The organism is Pirellulimonas nuda, from assembly GCF_007750855.1.
GTDB classification, from domain to species: Bacteria; Planctomycetota; Planctomycetia; order Pirellulales; family Lacipirellulaceae; genus Pirellulimonas; species Pirellulimonas nuda.
The window spans coordinates 1,210,742-1,230,565 of sequence record NZ_CP036291.1 but is presented as its reverse complement, the minus strand read 5'-3'; the positions used below and the strand labels follow the sequence as shown (position 1 = coordinate 1,230,565).

General features: G+C 68.1%; 19 protein-coding genes. 10 read left to right on the top strand and 9 right to left on the bottom strand.

Translation table 11 applies throughout. The annotated features are described in order from the left end of the window. The first annotated feature begins 459 nt into the window (after window positions 1–459). The 4 genes from Pla175_RS05235 (at window position 460) to Pla175_RS05220 (ending at window position 3,603) form a co-directional block, all read left to right on the top strand. Window positions 460–1,254: a tyrosine-protein phosphatase gene (locus tag Pla175_RS05235; RefSeq protein WP_145281798.1), complete on the top strand. Its 795-nt coding sequence runs from the start codon at window positions 460–462 to the stop codon at window positions 1,252–1,254. Then, window positions 1,227–2,060, top strand: a complete 834-nt coding sequence (locus Pla175_RS05230; RefSeq protein WP_145281796.1) for a DUF1570 domain-containing protein — start codon at window positions 1,227–1,229, stop codon at window positions 2,058–2,060. Before Pla175_RS05235 ends, Pla175_RS05230 begins: the two co-directional genes overlap by 28 nt. A 233-nt stretch (window positions 2,061–2,293) precedes the next feature. Then, entirely contained in the window at window positions 2,294–2,881 is a 588-nt protein-coding gene (locus Pla175_RS05225; protein WP_145281794.1) for a carboxypeptidase-like regulatory domain-containing protein, read from the top strand. A 143-nt stretch (window positions 2,882–3,024) separates the two neighbouring features. Beyond that, window positions 3,025–3,603 carry a carboxypeptidase-like regulatory domain-containing protein gene (locus tag Pla175_RS05220; RefSeq protein ID WP_145281792.1) on the top strand — a complete coding sequence of 193 codons (579 nt, stop codon included), beginning with the start codon at window positions 3,025–3,027 and terminating at the stop codon, window positions 3,601–3,603. Between the two features lie 15 nt (window positions 3,604–3,618). Here Pla175_RS05220 and Pla175_RS05215 read toward each other — a convergent pair whose 3' ends face one another. Genes Pla175_RS05215 through leuC form a run of 4 tightly spaced genes read right to left on the bottom strand, consistent with a single transcriptional unit; the run spans window position 3,619 to window position 7,435 of the window. After that, window positions 3,619–4,617: a hypothetical protein gene (locus tag Pla175_RS05215; protein ID WP_197527277.1), complete on the bottom strand. Its 999-nt coding sequence runs from the start codon at window positions 4,615–4,617 to the stop codon at window positions 3,619–3,621. Between the two features lie 54 nt (window positions 4,618–4,671). Then, complete coding sequence (leuD, locus tag Pla175_RS05210; protein ID WP_145281788.1) at window positions 4,672–5,265, bottom strand: 3-isopropylmalate dehydratase small subunit; 594 nt, start codon at window positions 5,263–5,265, stop codon at window positions 4,672–4,674. A gap of 25 nt (window positions 5,266–5,290) precedes the next feature. Then, entirely contained in the window at window positions 5,291–6,010 is a 720-nt protein-coding gene (locus Pla175_RS05205) for a Uma2 family endonuclease (RefSeq protein ID WP_145281786.1), read from the bottom strand. Window positions 6,011–6,019: 9 nt separating this feature from the next. Beyond that, the gene (gene leuC / locus Pla175_RS05200; protein WP_145281784.1) at window positions 6,020–7,435 is read right to left on the bottom strand and encodes a 3-isopropylmalate dehydratase large subunit; all 1,416 of its coding nucleotides are present in this window, start codon (window positions 7,433–7,435) and stop codon (window positions 6,020–6,022) included. A 194-nt stretch (window positions 7,436–7,629) separates the two neighbouring features. Here leuC and Pla175_RS05195 point away from each other — a divergent pair, with 194 nt between their 5' ends. After that, window positions 7,630–8,541 (top strand): mechanosensitive ion channel family protein, encoded by a 912-nt coding sequence (locus tag Pla175_RS05195; RefSeq protein WP_145281781.1) that lies wholly within the window; start codon window positions 7,630–7,632, stop codon window positions 8,539–8,541. Window positions 8,542–8,562: 21 nt separating this feature from the next. Here Pla175_RS05195 and Pla175_RS05190 read toward each other — a convergent pair whose 3' ends face one another. From Pla175_RS05190 to Pla175_RS05180, 3 genes are all read right to left on the bottom strand, one after another. Next, window positions 8,563–9,423 (bottom strand): 2-keto-4-pentenoate hydratase, encoded by an 861-nt coding sequence (locus Pla175_RS05190; protein ID WP_145281779.1) that lies wholly within the window; start codon window positions 9,421–9,423, stop codon window positions 8,563–8,565. A gap of 76 nt (window positions 9,424–9,499) precedes the next feature. Beyond that, on the bottom strand, window positions 9,500–11,194 hold the full coding sequence (locus Pla175_RS05185; protein ID WP_197527276.1) for a serine/threonine protein kinase: 1,695 nt from the start codon (window positions 11,192–11,194) through the stop codon (window positions 9,500–9,502). Window positions 11,195–11,461: 267 nt separating this feature from the next. Next, window positions 11,462–12,010 (bottom strand): hypothetical protein, encoded by a 549-nt coding sequence (locus tag Pla175_RS05180; protein ID WP_145281774.1) that lies wholly within the window; start codon window positions 12,008–12,010, stop codon window positions 11,462–11,464. 155 nt (window positions 12,011–12,165) lie between these two features. Here Pla175_RS05180 and Pla175_RS05175 point away from each other — a divergent pair, with 155 nt between their 5' ends. Beyond that, complete coding sequence (locus tag Pla175_RS05175) at window positions 12,166–12,489, top strand: tetratricopeptide repeat protein (protein WP_145281772.1); 324 nt, start codon at window positions 12,166–12,168, stop codon at window positions 12,487–12,489. 553 nt (window positions 12,490–13,042) lie between these two features. On the opposite strand, the gene Pla175_RS05170 is transcribed toward Pla175_RS05175, so the two are convergent. Beyond that, entirely contained in the window at window positions 13,043–13,609 is a 567-nt protein-coding gene (locus Pla175_RS05170; RefSeq protein ID WP_145281770.1) for a PSP1 C-terminal domain-containing protein, read from the bottom strand. A 149-nt stretch (window positions 13,610–13,758) separates the two neighbouring features. On the opposite strand from Pla175_RS05170, the gene bioB reads away from it, so the two are divergent. The 4 genes from bioB to Pla175_RS05150 all read left to right on the top strand — a co-directional run bounded on the left by bioB (window position 13,759) and on the right by Pla175_RS05150 (window position 19,408). Continuing rightward, window positions 13,759–14,772 (top strand): biotin synthase BioB, encoded by a 1,014-nt coding sequence (gene bioB, locus Pla175_RS05165; protein ID WP_145281768.1) that lies wholly within the window; start codon window positions 13,759–13,761, stop codon window positions 14,770–14,772. A 309-nt stretch (window positions 14,773–15,081) separates the two neighbouring features. Next, on the top strand, window positions 15,082–17,769 hold the full coding sequence (locus Pla175_RS05160) for a DUF11 domain-containing protein (RefSeq protein WP_145281766.1): 2,688 nt from the start codon (window positions 15,082–15,084) through the stop codon (window positions 17,767–17,769). 149 nt (window positions 17,770–17,918) lie between these two features. Then, window positions 17,919–19,007, top strand: coding sequence for an alkene reductase (locus Pla175_RS05155; RefSeq protein WP_145281764.1), 1,089 nt, complete (start codon window positions 17,919–17,921; stop codon window positions 19,005–19,007). Between the two features lie 50 nt (window positions 19,008–19,057). Beyond that, window positions 19,058–19,408 (top strand): cupin domain-containing protein, encoded by a 351-nt coding sequence (locus Pla175_RS05150; protein ID WP_145281762.1) that lies wholly within the window; start codon window positions 19,058–19,060, stop codon window positions 19,406–19,408. A 51-nt stretch (window positions 19,409–19,459) separates the two neighbouring features. Here the strand turns inward: Pla175_RS05150 and Pla175_RS05145 are convergent, their stop codons facing one another. Further along, window positions 19,460–19,819 (bottom strand): hypothetical protein, encoded by a 360-nt coding sequence (locus Pla175_RS05145; protein ID WP_145281760.1) that lies wholly within the window; start codon window positions 19,817–19,819, stop codon window positions 19,460–19,462. Window positions 19,820–19,824: the final 5 nt, after the last annotated feature.

Sequence of the window (19,824 nt, the reverse complement as noted above, 5' to 3'; positions counted from 1 at the left end):
ACACGCCCTTGATCGGCGGCCCGTACCTCTATCCCCCGAACCACAAGCGTCCCAGAATGAGACTAGCGTCCGAGAGTGAGACGCTGCTAGCGATCTCGGCGGGCCGCTGCGTGGCCGGGGTGTGTTCGCTTCGCGAACGGGGCTGGGGGCTCGCCGCTTCGCGGCTGTCCGCCTGACGGCGGACGGGGCTGGGGGACGCGCAAGCGGATGTTGGGGTCTGCTTGCAGTGCTAAAGTCTCACCGTCGCGATCCTATCTTAGCCGCCACGCGCAAGCGGTCTCCAAATCCGCTTGCGCGTCCCCAGCCCCGGTCGCGCAGCGACCAGCCGCGAAGCGGCGAGCCCCCAGCCCCGTTCGCGAAGCGAACACACCCCGGCCGCGCAGCGGCCTTGACGGGGTGGCGGGCGTTGCTATTCTGGCCGCCCCCCAACCGTGACCCCCCCGCCCCACAGGCTCCGCAATGGATGCGCCGTTCGTTGATATTCACTGTCATATGGTCCCCGGCATCGACGACGGGGCCAGCGACGCAAACGAGTCGCTGGCGATGGCCCAGATCGCCGTGGACGAGGGCTTCGACACCGTCATCTGCACCCCGCACCAACTCGGCCAGTTCGCCCGCAACACGAAGCAGCGCGTGGGCGCGGCGGTGACGGAACTGCAGGAGCTGCTCGATAGCGCCAACATCCCGCTCCGCGTGCTGCCGGGCGCCGACGTGCGGATCGACAACAACCTTCCGGAAAGGATCGCGGCCGACGAGGTCGAGACCCTCGGCGGGCACGGCCGGCACGTGCTGCTGGAGCTGCCGCACGAGGTCTACTTCCCGCTGGAGCCGCTGCTGGGCGCGCTGGAAGCCAAGGGCATCACCGGCATCCTCTCCCACCCCGAACGCAACCAAGGGATCCTCAGCCGGCCGTCGCTGCTCGAGCCTCTGGTGGCCGGCGGCTGCTTGATGCAGGTGACCGCCGGGAGCCTCACCGGGCACTTCGGCGCGGCGAGCCGCGCGCTGGCCGAGCAGATGGCCCGCAGGGGTCTGGTGCACTTCCTGGCGACCGACGCGCACGGATCGAAGTCGCGCAGGCCGAAGATTCAAGCGGCCTTCGCTCGGGCGTGCGAGCTGGCCGGCGAAGACGCCGCGCTGCAGTGGTGCTGCGAGTTCCCCAGACTGGTCGCGGAGGGACGCGAGGTTCCTTCGGGCGTGGTCTCCACCAACACGCCCCGGAGGTCCGCTTGGCGCTTCTTCGCCAAAGCCGGCTAGGCCGATGCGTTGTTCTGCTCGCGGCGTGGGGCGCGGCGCTGGGCGCCCTGGCGGCCGAGCCCGCCGGGCGGTGGATCGACCAACGCCAGGTGGGGCCGTTCGCCATCGCCGCCGAGTTCGACCTGTCGCAGTACGAGCCGATGCTGGCCGAGCTGCCGGCGCTTGAGCGCGAGATCCGACGCGTGCTGGCGACCCGCCCGTGCAACGCGCCGGTGACCGTGATGCTGGCCGCGGACGAGGACCAGCACCGCGCGGTGCTCGCGGCGCGGTTCCCGGGGCTGCCGTACCGCCGCGCGTTGTACGTGAAGCAGGGGGCGGCCGCGGTAGTGTTCGCGTACCGCCAGCCCGAGCTGGCGGTCGACCTCCGCCACGAGTGCACGCACGCGCTGCTGCACGCCGACCTGGCGATGCTGCCGCTGTGGCTGGATGAGGGGCTGGCCGAGTACTTCGAGCCCCAGGAAACAGACCGGGCCTTCGGGCACCCCCACGCGGCGGCCATCTGCCGCGAGCTGTCGCTGGGCCGTGTCCACTCGGTGGCGCAGCTCGAAGCCAACACGAAGCTCGAAGAGATGTCGGCCGAGGAGTACCGCTCGGCCTGGGCGTGGACGCACTTCATGCTGCACGGCCCCCCCGAGGCCTCCGAAGCGTTGTGGGGGTTCATCGCCTCGATCCGCCGGGGCGAGCCGCCGGGCCGGCTGTCCGCGCGGCTCGCCAGCCGCGTGCCCGACCTGCAAGGCCGGTTCGCGCGCCACTTCCGCTACTGGCCCCAGAGCCAGACGGCCTCCGAGCGGGTGCAGCTCCGCTAGAAAGGCCGGGCGGCGTTAAACCGCGACGGTTGCGTAAGCCAGCACGGCGCGCAGCGCAGCGTTCCGCCAAAACCGCTGGATTGGGCGCGGTTTTCTGCAGCGGTCTGCTAGCGCGCGCCGATGCAACCGAAGGGACAGGATGCCGGCGGCTCGGGGCGGACGCTCGTTGGATCGCACAAACTCGCTACGGCTTCACCCGGCCGTAGTTACACAGCAGACGAAGGGGAACCAGCATGAAAGTAACGTTCATCCATAAGCTCGCCATCGCGCTCGCCTTGGGCGGCATGATGATCCCGCAGGCGGCGCTAGCGGCGCCGGCGCCGGTCGCCAGCCATCAAGCCGTCGTCGTTTCCGACGTTGCGCTCCGCGCCGGAGGCGTGTTTGTCGGCCAGGTGGTCGACGCCCACGGCGCGCCGCTTGCCGAAGCCGGCGTCTCCGTCCGCTTCGCCGGCAAGGAAGTCGTGAGCTGCACCACCGACGCCCGCGGCGTGTTCGCCGCTCAGGGCCTCCGCTCGGGCCAGTACGATGTTGTGGCCGGCGGCGGACAAGTAACCTACCGGCTGTGGGACGCGGGCGCTGCGCCCCCCACCGCCAACAACGGGGCGCTCATCGTCACCGGTGACGAGATCATCAGCGGTCAGTGCGGCGGCTGCGATCCCTGCGGCTGCCCGCCCGGCGGTACCGGCGGCGGCGCCAGCGGCGCGCTCGGCTGGATGAAGAGCCACCCGCTGCTGGTGGCAGCAGGCGTGGCGGCCGCGATCGCCATCCCGTTGGCCCTGGCCGACGACGACGATCCCGTCAACACCCCGGGCACCCCGTAGCCGTCGCCCGACCAGTCCAACCTGCCGCAACCCCCGCGAGCCGAACCCGGCCCGCGGGGGTTGCTCTTTTGGCGCCAGGCGTTGTCGGCTATCCTCCCGCCCCCGAAAGGATTCCGAGAACCCGTTCCGCAAAGGAATACGCCATGGCCGGCCGACACACACCGACGCGCACCCGCGTTCTCCTGTTCTCTGCCTTGGCCGCCCTGGCGCCCGGCAGCGGCCTGGCCGAGGGGCCGCCACAACCGGTCCGCCTGCCGCTTGTCCCCGCGCCGGCAACGGTGCTCGACGTCGTGCTCGGCGAGCCGGCTGCCCTGACCGGCCAGGTCACAAGCGCCCAGGGCGTCGCCCGGGCCGAGTCGCGCGTGCTGCTGCACGACTCGTTCGGCCGCTCGGTCGCCGCCACGTCCAACGCCGACGGCGCCTTCGGGTTCCAGGGGGTAACGCCCGGCGTCTACTGCCTGCAGCAAGGGGACACGGTGCAGGCCTGCCGCGTCTGGACGCCCGAAACGGCGCCCCCCAACGCCCTCAGCAGCGTGTTGATCGTGCCGACCGGCGACGCGGTGCTGGGGCAGTACTCCCCGCCGCACACGAACCGCTTCCTACGCGGCGCCAAGAAAGTGCTGGCCCATCCGCTGGCCGTGGCCGGCATCGTCGGAACGGCCGTCGCGATCCCGGTAGCGATCCACAACGCCAACCAGGACGACGACCCAAGCACCCCGTGACGCCTGCCGAGGGGGTCAGAGCTCCCCCTCGATCCGCAGCAACACGCCGCCGCCGTCCTCCTCGCCGAGCGCGGTCACGTACAGCACGTTCTCGCCGGCAAAGGCCAGCGACGTCGGGCGGTCGATGGCCGCCGCCAGCACGGCGTCGCACCCCATCTTGCCGCTCTGTTGGTTCGCGTCGATGCGGTAGACGCCCCCCCCCTGCTCGGCGCTGCGTGGGTTGAGCACGTAGAGCTGCCGATCGCTCGGACGCCCGGCCAGCCCGTAGGCCATGCCGCTCACCTCTTCGAGGCCTGTCGCGACGCGCAGCGCTTCGTCCGGCGAGGTTCCCATGGGGCGCCGGAACGACAGGTCGACGCCCGCTTCGCCCACGAGGCCGAGCACGAGGTAGCCCTGGTTGCTGAACCCGGCCGACCGCGCGCCGGGCTCGCCGAGCGCAAGCAGCGGCGCCAACGCGCCCACCCCTCCCGAGCTGTACCTGGCCCGCGCCACCACACCGCCGGATGTCGCGACGAACAGGTAGCGGCCGTTCTCGGCGAGCGCCGACGGCGCCGCGGCGGTCGATGCGCCCGGGATCGCGATCGTCTGGGCCGGCTTCACGTCGCCGGCGCCTGGCTCCGCCGGCAGGTCGTACACCAGCAGCGCCGGGCCGGCCGCGGCGCCCTCGTCGGTTGACGATACGCCCACGATCAGCGAGTCGGCGTCGATCAGCAACAAGCAACCCGGCGCGGCGGCGTAGCCCTCTGGCAGCGCCCCGATCAGCCGCCTCGGGCCCTCCGTCGTCAGTCGCGCGACCCCCTCGGCGTCCATCAGCAGCACGTTCGGGCCGGCGCCCTCGGCGGTAGGGCGCGCGGCGACCCCGATCGGCCGATCAAGCCCGCGGAGCGCGGTCGACACGGCGACGCCCGGCATCGCGCTGTGAGGCTCGGCGGCCAGCGTTTGGGGGGCCAGCGTCGCTGACGCCAGCCAGACGCCGTGCAGCAACAGCAAGAACGCGCCGGCCGGCCATCGCATCGCTACCCTCCTGCAAGAGACGCCCCAAGCGGAACAAACCCATCTGCCTGCCGGCTACGCCACCCCGTGGGCCGCCTCGTAGGCGGAGATCTTGTCGGCGTGGGCGAGCGTCATGCCGATGTCGTCCAGCCCGTTGAGCAGCGAGTGCCGGCGGATGGGATCGACCTCGAACGGGATGTCGAGCCCGTGCTCGTCGGTGAGCCGCTGCTTGTCGAGGTCGGCCGTCAGGTGGTACGGCGCGTGCCGCTCGGCGCGATCGAACAAGTCATCGACTTGCGTTTCGCTGAGCACGATCGGCAGCATGCCGTTCTTGAAACAGTTGTTGTAGAAGATGTCGGCAAAGCTGGGCGCCACGACCACACGGAAGCCGTAGTCCTCGAGCGCCCAAGGGGCGTGCTCGCGGCTCGAACCCGAGCCGAAGTTGCGCCTGGCCAGCAGCACGCTGGCGCCCTTGGCGGACGGGCGGTTGAGCTCGAAGTCGGGGTTCTCAGAGCCGTCTTCGTTCCGGCGCCAGTCCCAGAACAAGAACTCGCCGAACCCGGTGCGCTCGATACGCTTGAGGAACTGCTTGGGGATGATCTGGTCGGTGTCTACGTTGGCGCGGTCGAGAGAGACGACCAGGCCGGTGTGGGTGGTGAAGGGGTTCATGAGACTGCAAGTCTTCCTAAATGCATTACTGAGTCGAGAGGCTGTATTGCCAGAATCCATGCCGGTCGCGGCGACGTGTGAGAGCAAACCTCGCATTGAAAGTCGGCGAGCTGAGAAAGCCGCCCTCAGCCGCAACGGGAACGAAGGAGTTCGGGCCGCGGACCAGCATGACGAAACTGAGGTCGTCATCTCGACCATCAATGATCCAGTACTCCTTCACGCCGGCCCGGTAATAGCCGTCACGCAGGGTTTGGTTGTCCTTATGGACGGAGGAGGCACTAACCACCTCTAGCACCCAATCCGGCGAACCGTTGAGTTCAACGTGGGATCCCGGCTGTGCCTTGCTTGCGGTGGGGCGTACTAGCTCTGATTCCAGTGACTCGTGAGAGGCAAACAACGCGTCGGGAACTGTGGTGAGCTTGGCGAATGCGTTGGACAGTAGGCACCCGTCGGCAAATAACACACCGAGGTCCTCTCGCTCAACCAGTTCGTCAAGAACTCGAAACACCTTCCCTTTAAGCAGATTGTGCGTGTCAAGATTGTCCGGACTCATGTCGATGCACACTTCGCCGTTGAGGTATGTGACCACCACTTGCTCGGGAAACAAAGGCGATGTCGCCCAGTCTCGAAATGCATCGTGACTCTGTAGCGCGGCGGTAGGGATCGCGGCGCACGGCGCCTCTCCTCCTGGGACGATGGTGATGTGGTCCCCCAGGCCGCTCAACGATTGGGCGTTTGCAAGCATGGTTCTTTCCTAGCTAGAGGGTTCCCACTCACGCACATCGACAAAATGCCCCGCCACCGCGGCCGCGGCCGCCATCGCGGGGCTTACCAGGTGGGTCCGCCCGCCGCGGCCTTGGCGGCCCTCGAAGTTGCGGTTTGAGGTCGAGGCGCAGCGCTCGCCCGGCTCGAGCTTGTCCGGGTTCATCGCCAGGCACATGCTGCAGCCCGCTTCGCGCCAGTCGAAGCCGGCCTCCTTGAAGATCACGTCCAGGCCCTCGGCCTCGGCCTGCTCCTTCACTTGGCCGCTGCCGGGGACCACCATCGCGCTGACGTGACTAGAGACGTGTTTCCCCTTGGCCACGGCGGCGGCGGCGCGGAGGTCTTCGATCCGGCCATTGGTGCAACTGCCGATGAACACGCGGTCGAGCTTCAGCTCGGTGATCGGCTGGCCCCCCTGGATGCCCATGTACTCCAGCGACTGGGCGGTGGTCTTCTGGTCGGTGGGGTCGGAAAAATCGCTCGGCTTAGGGACCGCGCCGGTGACGCTGGCCACCTGGCCAGGGTTGGTGCCCCAGCTCACTTGCGGGGCGATGTCGGCGCCGGCGAACTTGAGCGACTTGTCGTACGTCGCCCCCGCATCGGTCGGCAGCTTGCGCCACTCGGCCAGCGCCTTGTCCCACGCCGCGCCCTCGGGCGCGAAGGGCCGCCCCTTGAGGTAGGCGAACGTCGTCTCGTCGGGGGCGATCATGCCGGCCCGCGCGCCCGCCTCGATGGACATGTTGCAGATGGTCATGCGGTTTTCCATCGAGAGCCCGCGGACCACGTCGCCCGTGTACTCGATGCAGTAGCCGGTGCCGCCTGAGGTGGTGAGCTGACCGATCAGGTACAAGATCATGTCCTTGGCCGTGACGCCGTTGCCGAGCTTGCCGTCGACGCGCAGCTCAAGCGTCTTGGGCCTCGACTGCAGCAGCGTCTGCGTGGCCAGCACGTGCTCTACCTCGCTGGTGCCGATGCCGAACGCCAGCGCGCCAAACGCGCCGTGCGTGCTGGTGTGGCTGTCGCCGCAGACGATGGTCATGCCGGGCTGCGTGTAACCCAGCTCGGGGCCGATGACGTGCACGATCCCTTGCCGCGGGTCGCCGAGGTCGTAGTAGGTGACCCCAAACTCCTTGCAGTTGGCCCGCAGCGTGTCGATCTGCTGTTTGGAGATCGGGTCGGCGATGGGCAGCCGGCGGTCGCTGGTGGGGACGTTGTGGTCGGCCGTGGCGATGGTCTTCGCGGGCCGGCGGACCGTGCGGCCGGCAAGCCGCAACCCCTCGAACGCCTGGGGGCTGGTCACTTCGTGCACCAGGTGCAGATCGATGTAGAGGATCGTCTGCCGCCCCTGTTCGTTGAGGACGACGTGGTTGTCCCAGATTTTCTCAAAAAGCGTGCGGGGAGCGGACATAACGGGCGATTGCGGCGGAGAAAGGGGGAGTGCTTGGGCCAAGACTGCTCGGCGACAGACGGGACTCTAAGGATACGTTACTGGTTCGCTCTGAGGTAGCGGCACGGCGGTTGCGGAGGTCTCACACCGGACGATCCGGCCCCGAAAACTGCGCGTTTCGCGGCCACACCGACCGTTTTGACCCCAGGAGCGGCATGGCCGACGCGCCCAACAAGGAACCCTCGCTCGATGCCGCCGTTGAGAACGTGGTCGGTATTTCTAGCGACTTTGTCGCCCACGCGCCGCTGCTGGTCGCCGGCGTGGTGGTGCTGGCAGCCACCTGGGCGGCGGCCAACCTGTTTGCCTCCGTCGCCCGGCGGGTGCTGGAGCGCCAGCGGGGCAAACGCGGGTTCAAGGACCTGCTCCGCGAGCTGGGGGTCACGGCCGTCTGGGTGATCGGGCTGCTGGTGACCGCGGTGGTGGTGTTCCCCGGCATGACGCCCACCAAGGCGCTCGCCGGGCTGGGGATCGGCTCGGTGGCGCTCGGGTTCGCGTTCAAGGACATCGTCGAGAACTTCCTGGCGGGGGTGCTGATCTTGTGGCGGTTCCCGTTCGACCCGGGAGACTACATCCGCTTGGGAGACATCGTGGGGCGGGTCGACCAGATCACCGTGCGGATGACCCTCATCCGCCAGGTCGACGGCGAGTTGGTGATCCTTCCCAACGCCGCACTGCTTAAGCAGCCGGTGAACGTGCTGACCGACCGGCCCCACCGACGCGTCACCGTGATCTGCGGCGTGGCCTACGGCGAGGACGTAGACGCCGCGCGTGCGGTCATCGAGCAAGCGGTCGCGGCCTGCGACAGCATCGACGACCGCCGACCGATTGAGGTCTTCGCCCAGGAGTTCGCCAGCAGCAGCATCAACTTCGAGGTGACCTGGTGGACCGGGCCGACGCCGACCGAGGTGCGACGCTCACGCGACCAAGTAGTGGCGGCCGTGAAGCGCTCGCTCCACGAGGCGGGCATCGAGATCCCGTTCCCGTACCGCACGCTCACGTTTAAGCAGCCGCTGGAACTCGGCCGAGCCGACAGCGATGCGCGGGGCGAACCAGTAGGCGGAGACTGAAACAAGACCGCCGGTTGCTGGCTACTCGATGGTCATCCGCGCCTGCCCCAGCTCGCCGCAGTCGGCCACGTACTCGCCGCGGATGGCGTCGCCGGTCACCTTGTACGCCTTGTCGGCGGTGCCGGTGAGGATGACCGTGCCGGCGGGGATGCCATTCTGCGGTTGGCTGCTTCTGTACCGCCTCTGAAGTTCAAGGTCGCTGTTCACGCACCACAGGAGCGAGTTCCAGGGGCTGCCCATTACCTCAGACGAGGGGCTCTCGCGGAGGGTTTCGCCGTTGCGTATCAACTTGAGGCGAAGGTTGTCTACGTCGACCTTGCTGGGGTCGACGCCGGGGCCCAGCACGAAGCGGTGCGAGCCGAGGTCGGTCGCGATCATGTCTACGGGCGTCGGCGCGGCGTCTGCCTCGAACCGGTAGTCGCTGCCGTCGAAGGCCGGGTGCACGAACCGGACGTACGACTTGAGCTCCGCGACATCCTTGACCGGCGCATTGATCGTCTTGCCGAGGGTGAACGCGACCTCTGTCTCCAGCATAATCTCGACAAAATCGTCGGCCGGAATCGTTGATCCGCTCTGCACCTGCTGCGACAAGAACAACGGCCCGCGCGCCGGAGAATCGACGCCGAACTGCTGCTGGGCCGCGGTGCTGGCGTAGCCGACTTTCCATCCGACCTTTGGGCCGAACCACTGCTGCTCCGTGTCGCTCAGTCGCTTCTGAAACTCGTAAGCCTGCCCAATGCTGCTGAGCGTCTCGCTCGGCAGCTCTGCGTAGCGCTGGCCGGAACGCCTTGCCACGGCGACGTAGCCCGTGAGTGTGGACTGGGCGATCGCCTCGACGGTGGGACAGACCAGGATCAGAGCGACGGACAGCAGGGTCTTCATTGGGTACGCCAGATGAGGGGGGTAGATTTGGCCGAGCACCGGCCGCACCCCCGCGAGTATACCCACAACCCGTCCGCTATACCGCCGCCGCCTCGATCGCCGCGGCCGCCAGCGCCTTGCGCTCCGGGCAGCCGTGGCAGGTCCACCAATCGGCCGCCATCTCGCTGGTCCACACGTCGGCCAGCGGCAGGTGTTGCAGGGCGCGGCTCAGGCTGCGGGCGTCCTGGTAGCGGTCTTCGGGGTCCTTCTCCAAGCAGCGGAGCACCAGGTCCTCGAACGCTTCGGGGAGCTCCGGCAGAAGCTCGCGCGGCGGCAGCGGCTCCTCAGTCGCGTGGGCGATGATCACCTTCACCGATTGCTTGTAGGCGAACGGCGGCTGCCCCGTCAGCAGGTAGTACATCACGCATCCCAGCGAGTAGATGTCGCTGCGGGCGTCGGCCTCGCGCTCGCCGGTCGCCTGCTCGGGCGACATAAACAGCGGCGAGCCGGTGATGGATCCCTCTTGGGTCAGCGCCACGTCGGCCGCCTCGGTCATCGGCTTGGCGAGGCCGAAGTCGAGCAGCTTGGCGACGTCGAACTCGCCCCCGCGGTAGGCGCAGAAGATGTTCGCCGGCTTGATGTCTCGGTGCACCAGCCCGATGCCGTGGGCTTCGATCAACGCCTTGCAGACCTGGTCCATCAGGTACGCCACGCGGGCCGGCGGCAGGGGACCGTAGTCGTTCACCAGCTCCCCCACGTTGTGGCCGGGGAGGTACTCCATCACGTAGTAGAAGGTGCCGTCGGCGGCGCTGCCGTAGTCGAAGATGTCGATCGAGTTCCAGTGCGACAGCTTGGCGGTCGAACGGACCTCGCGCTCGAAGCGGGCGAGGATCATCGGGTCGCCCGCCTTCTCGGGGCGGATGATCTTGATCGCGCAGGGCCGCTTCATGGTTTGGTGTTCGGCCAGGTAGACCTCTCCCATGCCGCCGGCGCCGAGCCGCTTCTTCAGCCGGTACTGCCCGAGCTGCTTGGCCGCAAACGCCTCGCGCCGCAGGGTGTTGATGGTGTGGACGCCGGCGACCGCGATCACCACCGCCAGCAGCATCTCCATGGCCTGGCCGGTAAAGAAGTCTCGGTACTCTCCGCCGGCCACGCAGCTCTGGAAGGCGGGGCACATCTGCCGCTGAAACAGCACCACCGCCAGCGGCGCAACGCCCATCAAGGCCACGATGGGGAGGGCTCGTCGCCAGGTGTTTGGGATGAACAACGCGTACGTGAAGATCAGAATCATCCACGGCACGACGACGATCGGCAGGTGGGCGCCATCGCTGAGGTTGGCGGCGCTGTGCAGGCTGTGCTGGCTGAGGATGACGAAATAGACCGCGGGGTCTCCGAACACGATCAGCTCGAACAGCCTCAGTTTCGGCAAGCTCGGGGACTTGAGCTGCGTCAGCACGACCACCATCAACCCCATGACCAGCGTCACCGAGGCGTGCCAGCCCAGCAGCCAAAAGCTTTCCTCGGGGCCCTTGATCAGCAAACCCCGCACCAGCCAAGCAGCAAACGCCCCGAAGAAGATGGCGGCCACCAGTCGCAGCCGATGCCGCAGCAGACTGCGGGTCTCGCCGCTCATGTGCGGCGTGCTCCCCTCCACCAGGGCGATCATCCCCCGGGCCGCGGCGCGCAGCGAGCTGCCGCTGGTGCGGCTGCTGCCCGACGCCGTCCCGTTGACCGGGGTCAGCGGCGTGGGCGCCACCATCGTTTCGGCGTTTTCCAGCGAAGTGCCGGCCATGACCTTGCCAACCGGGATTGGGGTTACCGCATTCGGGTAGGTACGCACCAGCATCGTACCTGGTTCGCGCCCGATCAAGCGGAGAATCACCAGCGGCACAGACAAGCGGGGCCCGGTTTCGGTTCGCCGCTTTAAAAAGCAGGCGATTCGCCCGGGCGCGAGCCGGGCCGTCCTCGGCCCCGGCGCGTCAAAAAAGGGTCCGCCACCGAGCGGGGCCGGGGCCGAGGACGGCCCGGCTCGCGCGATTTGGCGCTGTGGCAAGGGGTTTTACGCGGCCCGGCGCGTCGTCCCGGCCAGCGACTCGAGCTCTTCTGCCCGGATCTTCCGCCAGTGGACCACCGCGGGCTGCTCGGGGTCGCGGCTGGCCCGCAGCACCACGGTCCCCTCGTGCCGCATCCGCGGCACGTAGAACCACACCGGCGCCAGCTCGGCATCGGTGGCGTCGGGGCCGATGACCAGCAGGTCGGTCCCCATCAACGCGTTGGCCACGGCCGGCACCCCCGCGGGGCCGCCCGGCATCAGCCGCACGCTTGCGCCGGTCGCCTTGAGCGCCCGGTGGGCGTCGATCAAGCGGATCTGCGGCTGGCCGCTAGAGCGTTCGTCGAACGCGTCGAGGCCGGTGTAGGCGATCTTCTCCCCGGGCGAGTAACGCTGCGCCACCCGCACCAGGTTCACCGCCCGGCCGAGCGTCCCCATCCCGATCTCGACGATGCCGCGGGCGGACGTCTTCTTGACGAGCCGGTAGAGCGCGCGATCTTCTCTCGGTTTCGAGAAGAAAGCGAGTCGGTAGTACCCAAGCTTGCCGATGGCGGCCATGCTGATTGCCCTTGCCAGGAGGTGACGCAAAGGGAAGATCGGCCACTGGAACACGAACATTTGGCCATACCGGGTCGACCCGCACAGTTTGTCACGCCGCCCCAGACACGCTTAAACCCGACACCTAAACCAGACGCCCAGACCAAGACCCAACCATGCCGACACGAAGAGAAAAAATAGAAGCCATGCTGGCCGACGAGCCCGGCGACGTGTTCCTGCGCTACAGCCTGGCGATGGAGTTCGACAAAGAAGGCCAGCCCGACGCCAGCCTCAGTCGCCTGGAAGAGCTGACCAAAGAAGAGCCCCCCTACGTGCCGGCGTTCTTCATGTCGGGCCAACAGCTAGCGCGGCTGGGACGCATCACCGAAGCCCGCGCGATGCTCCGCGACGGCATCGACGCCGCCCGCCAGCAGAAAGACATGCACGCCGCGGGGGAGATGAGCGAACTGCTGGCGTCGCTTGGGGCGGCGGGGGAGTGATTGCCTCTCGCAGAGGCGCGGAGACGCAGAGGGACAGGTGATGCCGAGCGATTGGAGCCGAAAACTGGCGAACGTATTTGACGCCGGACCAGCGCACCCGCTCTTTAGAGAGATTGAGTACGACGCTTCCTACAATTTGGGAGGAGAGGGAGTTGCGGTTCCCTTCTACCTAGGCCGACTCACAAGTCGGAACCTTTTCCGCTGCGAATGGCGGGAAGTGCTCGAATGCCTCGAAGTTTTTCTCGCCAGGGAGACATCCGCAGACGGAGCCAAAATTGCCCGAATTGAAGGTGGCGCCCGTACGACTCTAGGCCTGCTACAAGACGAGTATTCCCGATCCTTTGGAGGCCACAATGGCACTCCAAGAAAGCAAGTCGATGCGATGCGATACCTTCTGAAGCACCCGAACGCATCGGTCACCGACATCGCGGAGGCGGCTGGTACGACACCCAAACAGATACTTAGGCAGACCGACACAACCTACAGCTTTCGTCTCCTCCGGGAGGCAGGCTCTCGCACCGTATCGAAAGACTGCGACTACCATTGATCCGCGTCAATCTGCGGCCATCCGCGGCTCTTTGTTTTTCGTGCCGCACGCGCCGCTCACCGCGCAGCCGCTGCACGACGCGCACCCCCCCTGCCCCATCGCTTCGGCGGTGCCGCAGCCGGGGCCGCAGCCTTGGGTGAGGGTCTCGGTGAACTTGCGGAACTGGGCCTTGGCTTCGTAGGCCTCGGCCAGTTGGGCCGTCAGGCGTTCGACCTCGTGCGATACTTCGCCCAAGAAGTAGAAAAGCAGCGTCTGGCCGTCGAACAGGTGCTCCACCTCCATCAGCACCGCGCTGGAGCCGTGCTGGGCCAGCAGGTCGGCGCAGGCCTGGTAGGCCCGTTCGCGGCGGCGCTCGATCCGCGAGGCCAGCAGGTCGTCCTCGACCCCCATCCGGCGTAGCACGGTGCCGTCGGTCCCGGGGCCCGATTCTCCCTCTTCGGCCAGCACGAGCCCCGTTTCGAGCCCCCGGGCGGTCCGCAGCACCACACGGTCGGCGCGGGCAAACACCCTCCGCTCGGGCGACCGAAACCGCCCCACGTCTCCCAGCACCCCGTAGCGGACCAGATAGTTCAATCAAGGCTCCACCAAAAAACACCCGCTAGCCGACGGGCTACGCCCCGTCGCAGATCCCTCAACTTCCAACCTATTGCATCGCCCCCCTTCCGACCACCCAGCCCACATTCAATACTTACGGGCCCCCAAGCCCTAACACACGCCAATCCATGCTCGCCCCCACAACCACGTCCAGCCGCTGGAACGACCTCGCCGACCAGGTGCTCGCCGGCGATCCGCTCAGCGCCGATCAGGCCCGCTCCGTGCTCGAGTGCCCGGACGACCAGTTGCTGGCGCTGCTGGCGGCCGCTTGGCGGGTCCGCAGCCATCACTTTGGCAATACCGTCCAGCTCTACCTGCTGATGAACGCCAAGAGCGGGCTCTGCCCCGAGGACTGCGGCTACTGCTCGCAGTCGAAGGTCTCTGACGCCGAGATCCCCAAGTACAACATCCTTAGCCGCGACAAGTTGATGGACGGCGCCCGCGTAGCGGCCGAGCGCCAGGCGCGCACCTACTGCATCGTTATCTCTGCCCGCGGCCCCAACGAACGCGAGATGGCGGCGGTCGAGACGCTGGTCCCGGAGATCAAGCAGAAGTACGGCCTGCACATCTGCGCCTGCCTGGGGCTGCTGACCGACGACCAGGCCCGCCGGCTCAAGGCGTGCGGCGTCGACCGCGTGAACCACAACCTCAACACCAGCGGCGAGTTCTACCAACAGGTCTGCACCACGCACACGTTCCAAGACCGCGTAGATACCCTGCGTTCCGTGCGCGACGCCGGCATGGAGATGTGCTCGGGCGGGATCGTCGGTATGGGCGAAACTCGCGACGACGTGGTCAGCATGGCGATCGAGCTGCGGGAGCTGGGGGTCCACTCGATCCCGGTCAACTTCCTCAACCCGATCGAGGGGACGCCGCTCGCGGGCAAGGGAGAGCTCGACCCACGCTACTGCCTGAAGGTGCTAGCGATGTTCCGGCTGGTGAACCCGGACCGCGAGATCCGCATCGCCGGGGGCCGCGAGCTGCACCTCCGCAGCCTGCAACCGCTGGGGCTGTACGCGGCCAACTCGATCTTCGTGGGCGACTACCTGACCACGCTCGGCCAGACGCCCGAGGCCGACTACGCGATGCTTGAAGACCTGGGCTTCGAGATCGTGCAGAACGAAGAGCCGGCCGCCTGCTAGCAGCGGCAGCCCCTCTGCGAGCCGGACCGTCCTCGGTCCCGGCGCGGCGCGAGGCGCTCTCCAACCCGACGCGCCGGGGGCGGGGACACCCCGGCTCACACGCACCGCGCGTGAACGCAAAGCCCCCAGGTATCCCATTCGACAAAACCGGCAAAGTTGGATCTTTTGATTCAACCGCTTCGGGCGCTCTGGCCGATGGAACATCGATAGCGGACTTTCCCCGGCCCGAGCCGGGGGCGTTTGCTCGATAAACCTCCTCCCCGACCCGACCCGATCGGGCCGCGAGAACCGGCAAGGACGCACAGCAATATGACGCGGCTGAATCTCATCGTTGGGGCGGCGGCCCTGGTCTTACTCCCGTCGATCTCGCTAGCGCAGTCGGACGACACGTCCAGCGGCCACGGCTGGTCTCTGCGAGACCGGATCGCGGCCCTGCGCCAGGGCTGGGGGAGTGAAACCGACGAGGCGCCCGCCCCGATCGGCGGCGACACGATCGCCGAGATGCCGGTGATGCCCATGCCGTCGTCCCCCGGCTTCTCGACGTCCAACGCCGTGGGGAGCCGCCCCGCGGCCGGCACGTCGACGACCAAGCTGCCGCGCATCAACGAGCGCAACCTGTTGCCGAGCGACTTTCCGGCCGGCGTCGGGGGGAGCACGACCCCGCCGAATCCCGCGGCGGCGCGGCGCACCGCTACCCCGCCACAGCCCTCGGCTGGCAAGCCCGCCACGAGCGGGTCGGCCCAGTCGCGGCTCTACCGCGAGATGCGTCAGCAGTCTCCCGCCATGCAGCCCAGCCAGGCCGCCTCGACTAGCCAAAGCGTCGCGGCAGGCATGCAGAGCGATGCCGACCCGTCGCAAGACCCGCAATCGCCGACGGCGCTCCGACGCCGTGCGGCTCCGCGGGCGGGCAGTGTCCTCTCGTCCGAGTCCGACTGGCTCACCGGCGGCGTGCCGGCGTCGGCCCCGCGTCAGCCGGCCGACGTCGAGACGATGCGTAAGCAGCTCGTCGAAAGCCCAGCCCCCACGAGCGAGCGGGCGGCGTTGTCGCGTTCGATCGCCGCGGAAGTAGCCGCGCAAATGGCCGAGCCCGCCGCGCAGCCGGTTGCGGCCGCCGCGCCGAAGACCACCCAACCAAAAACCACCGAGCCGAAGGCCGCCGAGCCGGTCGCGGAACAGCCGGTCGTCGCGGCGCCGATCGCCGCCAAGCCCGCCTTTAGGTTGGGGCCCACCGGCGCCGGCCAGAACCAAGAAGTCGCCCCTGCTGCGCCGGCGGCAGTCGTAGAAACAGAGTCTGACTGGGCCGCGAGCAAGAAGTTCGGAGCGGACGCCGACAGCGGCGCGGGCGACGGGCCCACGCTGGACGTCCTTCAAACCCGCCCGACGAGCGGCGCGCCCCAGGGCGACGACCGCTACGGCGCTGCGGCCGCCGACAACACTGCGCAAACGATGTCGCCGATCACGATCGGCTCCCCCACGCCGGCGATGACGCCGCAGCCCGCCCAGCGCCCGGCGCCCGGTGAGCTCTCGCAGCAACGCACCGCCGCCGACGGCCGGCCGCTGTTGATCAGCCAACGGATGCCGCAGATCCAGTCCCGTGTCGCCGGCCCGCAGCGTATCGTGGTGGGTCGCGAGGCGCGGTTCCGCGTCACCATCGAGAACCGCGGCGAGGTCGCTGCCGATGACCTGGTGGCCGCCATCAGCATCCCGAGCTGGGCCGAAGTGGCGTCGATTGCGCCGTCGCAGGGCGCCATGGACCCGAGCACGTCGACCCCGGCCGGGACGCTCTCGTGGCGGATGCCGACGCTGCAAGCGGGCGCCGAGGCCAACCTCGACCTGACGCTCATCGCCCGGGCCGGCAAGCCGATCGAGCTGGGGGTCCGCTGGAGTCATGCTCCGGTCGGCTCCGCGGCGACCGTGGTGGTCGAAGAACCCAAGCTGGCGATGAGCGTCACCGGGCCCGAGGAGGTGCTGTTCGGACGCTCGCAACGCTACCGCCTCACGCTCTCCAACCCGGGCACCGGCGTCGCCGAGAACGTCCGCGTCCACCTGCTGCCCCCGGGCCAGGGAGACGGCGCGGTTAGCAGCCACGTGTTCGGCGACCTGCCGGCCGGAACGTCGCGGTCCGTTGAGGTCGAGCTGACCGCCCGCGAGGCGGGCCAGCTCTACGTCAAGGCGAGCGCGGACGCCACCGGGGGCCTCACCGCCAACTGCACCAAACCGCTCCGCTGCGTGAAGCCGGAACTCGAGGTCGATTGGCGCGGCCCGCAGCAGAGCTACGCCGGCGCGTCGGGCGCCTACTACTTCCGCGTGCACAACTCCGGCACGGCCGCCGCGGAAGGGACCACGTTCACCGTTGAGCTGCCGCCCGGCTTCGAGCCGACCGCCGCGGGCGACGGCCGCAGCTTCGACGCCGCCAGCCGGCGCCTGGCGTGGAACGTCGGCACGCTGCTGCCGGGCGACGACTTCTACCTGCAGGTGACCGGCAGCGCCAACACGCCGGGCGCCAACGCGATGGAGATCGCCGCAGAAACCAGCGACGGTCTGGCCACCGCGCGGAAGACCGCCAGCATGAGCGTGGTGGCTATCGCCGACATCCGCCTCGAAGTGCTCGACCCCAAGGGGCCGCTGCCGCTGGGCGAAGAGGTGGTCTACCAGATCAAGGTGAAGAACCGCGGCCAGATCGCGGCCGAGTCGGTGCGGGTCGCGGGGCTCTTCTCGCGCGGCATCGAACCGACCTCCGCCGAGGGGGGCCGCTACGCCATCTCCGACGGCCGGGTGGCCTTCGACCCGATCGCCAGCCTGCCGGCCGGCGGCGAGCTGGTGCTCACCGTGCGGGCCAAGCCGCTCGAGCCGGGGACGCACGTGTTCCGGGCCGAGGCGCAGTGCAGCGACCAGGAGTTCAAGCTGGCGGCCGAAGAGACCACGCGGTTCTACCGCAGCGACGCGGTAGCCAGCGGCTCCAGCGCGGCCGCCGACCGCTTCTCGCAGCCGCGTTAGGGTAGGCTGGGCTCCAGGCAGCGGGTGACGGTGCGGCCGGGTAACGGGCCCCCGTAAAGCAAAGCCTGACGAGCGATGGTGGCCGAATTTGGGATTCCGCACTACCATCTGGCCGTGCGTTTGACCCAGCTCACCCACCGACCGCCGCCATGCAATCGCCCCACTTACTTTCTAAGTTCGACCTCTCGGGCCTCGCGCTGCGCAACCGCGTGGTGATGGCGCCGATGACGCGTGCGCGGGCCGGCGAATCGCGTCTTCCCAACGAGCTGATGCGGGAATACTACACCCAACGGGCCGGCGCAGGGCTCATCATCAGCGAGGGGGTATCGATCAGCCCCCGCGCCCGCGGCTGGGTGCAGTCGCCAGGCATCTACACCGACGCGATGACCGCCGGTTGGGCGCCGATCGTCCGAGCGGTGCACGACGCTGGGGCGCCCTTCTTTCTCCAGCTATGGCACTGCGGCCGGGCTTCGCACAGCGCCTTCTTCGAGGAGGGTCGCGCTGTGGCGCCGTCGGCCATCCCCATCGAGGAAGAGTACATCCACACCCCGCAAGGAAAGCAGCCACACGAGACGCCTCGCGCGCTCGAAACCGCTGAGATCGCCAGTGTCGTCGAGGAGTACCGCGCAGCGGCCGAGCGGGCCCAGCAGGCGGGATTTGACGGCGTTGAGATCCACGGCGCCAACGGCTACCTGATCGACTCGTTCTTGCAGTCGAAAACCAACCACCGCACGGACGCCTACGGCGGCAGCATCGAGAACCGGTGTCGGTTCTTGTTCGAATTGGCCGAGGCGGTGTGCAGCGTCTTCCCAGCGGGGCGGGTTGGCGTGCGGCTGTCGCCCAACGGCGTGTACAACAATATGGGCTCGCCCGACTTCCGCGAGCAGTTCTTAGCCGCCGCCGGCGGGCTCAACCGATTCCCGCTGGCTTACCTGCACGTGATGGACGGCCTGGGCTTCGGCTTCCACGAGCTAGGCGAGCCGATAACGCTACGCGAGTTCCGCGGCGTGTTCGATCGCCCGCTGATCGGCAACGTCGGCTACAACCAGGAAACCGCCGAGGCCGCGATCGCCGCGGGGGACGCCGACCTGATCGCCTTCGGCAGGCCGTTTATCAGCAACCCCGACCTGGTGACGCGCTTCCGCGACGGGATCGAGCTGGCCGAACCGGCGCCGATGTCGGTTTGGTATTCGCACGGCGTCGAAGGCTATGTCGACTACCCCAGCGCGTCGGCGTAAGCTAGCCAGACCCCGGGGTTGTGTCGAGCGTCCCCCTTAGGCCCATTGCCATGCCCCGCTACGCCATCACTCAACTGAACGACGCTCCGCCCGTCCCCTGCCCCTGCGGTCAGACGCGTCGCGCGTTCGTGGAAGACCCAGACGGCGTCGCGTCGATGCACGTGGTTGAGGTGACGGCAAACTCTCGCACCCACTACCACAAGCGTCTGACCGAGCTGTACTACGTGCTGGAGGGGGAAGGGACGATCGAGCTCGACGGCCAATCATTTCCAATCGTGGCGGGCACTTCCGTGCTGATCAAACCAGGGTGCCGCCACCGGGCGGTGCCGTCGGCCGGGCCACTGCGGGTGCTAAACGTGCCGGTGCCGGCCTTTGACGAAACGGATGAGTGGTTTGACTAGGCGGCTTGCGGCAACCGGAGCCAGCTTTCGCCTGTGTGACCTAAGAGCGGATCACACCTCGCGTTTCATGACGACGGCCGCGATCGCGCCCGCGGCGAGACTACCAAGGCCAGAGTAAAACAGGATCGACGCGGTAGTCTTGGGGCCTTCGATACCGGACTCCAGCTTGGCCCGCAGGGCGTCACGCTGCTCGACCGCTAGGTTATACCCGGCGGACGCCTCCTCGGCCTTGGCGGTTTGGCCGGTGCGGGATTTGACGCGTTCAATCTGCTGGTAGAGAGCGACCACTTTGTCCTCCAGCATCTCGAGCTCGTCGTACTCGGCCGGATCGAGCGCAGCGCGCGGCGAGGACATCATCGGAAGCAAGAACGACGCGCCAACCAAAACCACTCCGAGAGCGATCAGCGCCATAGGCA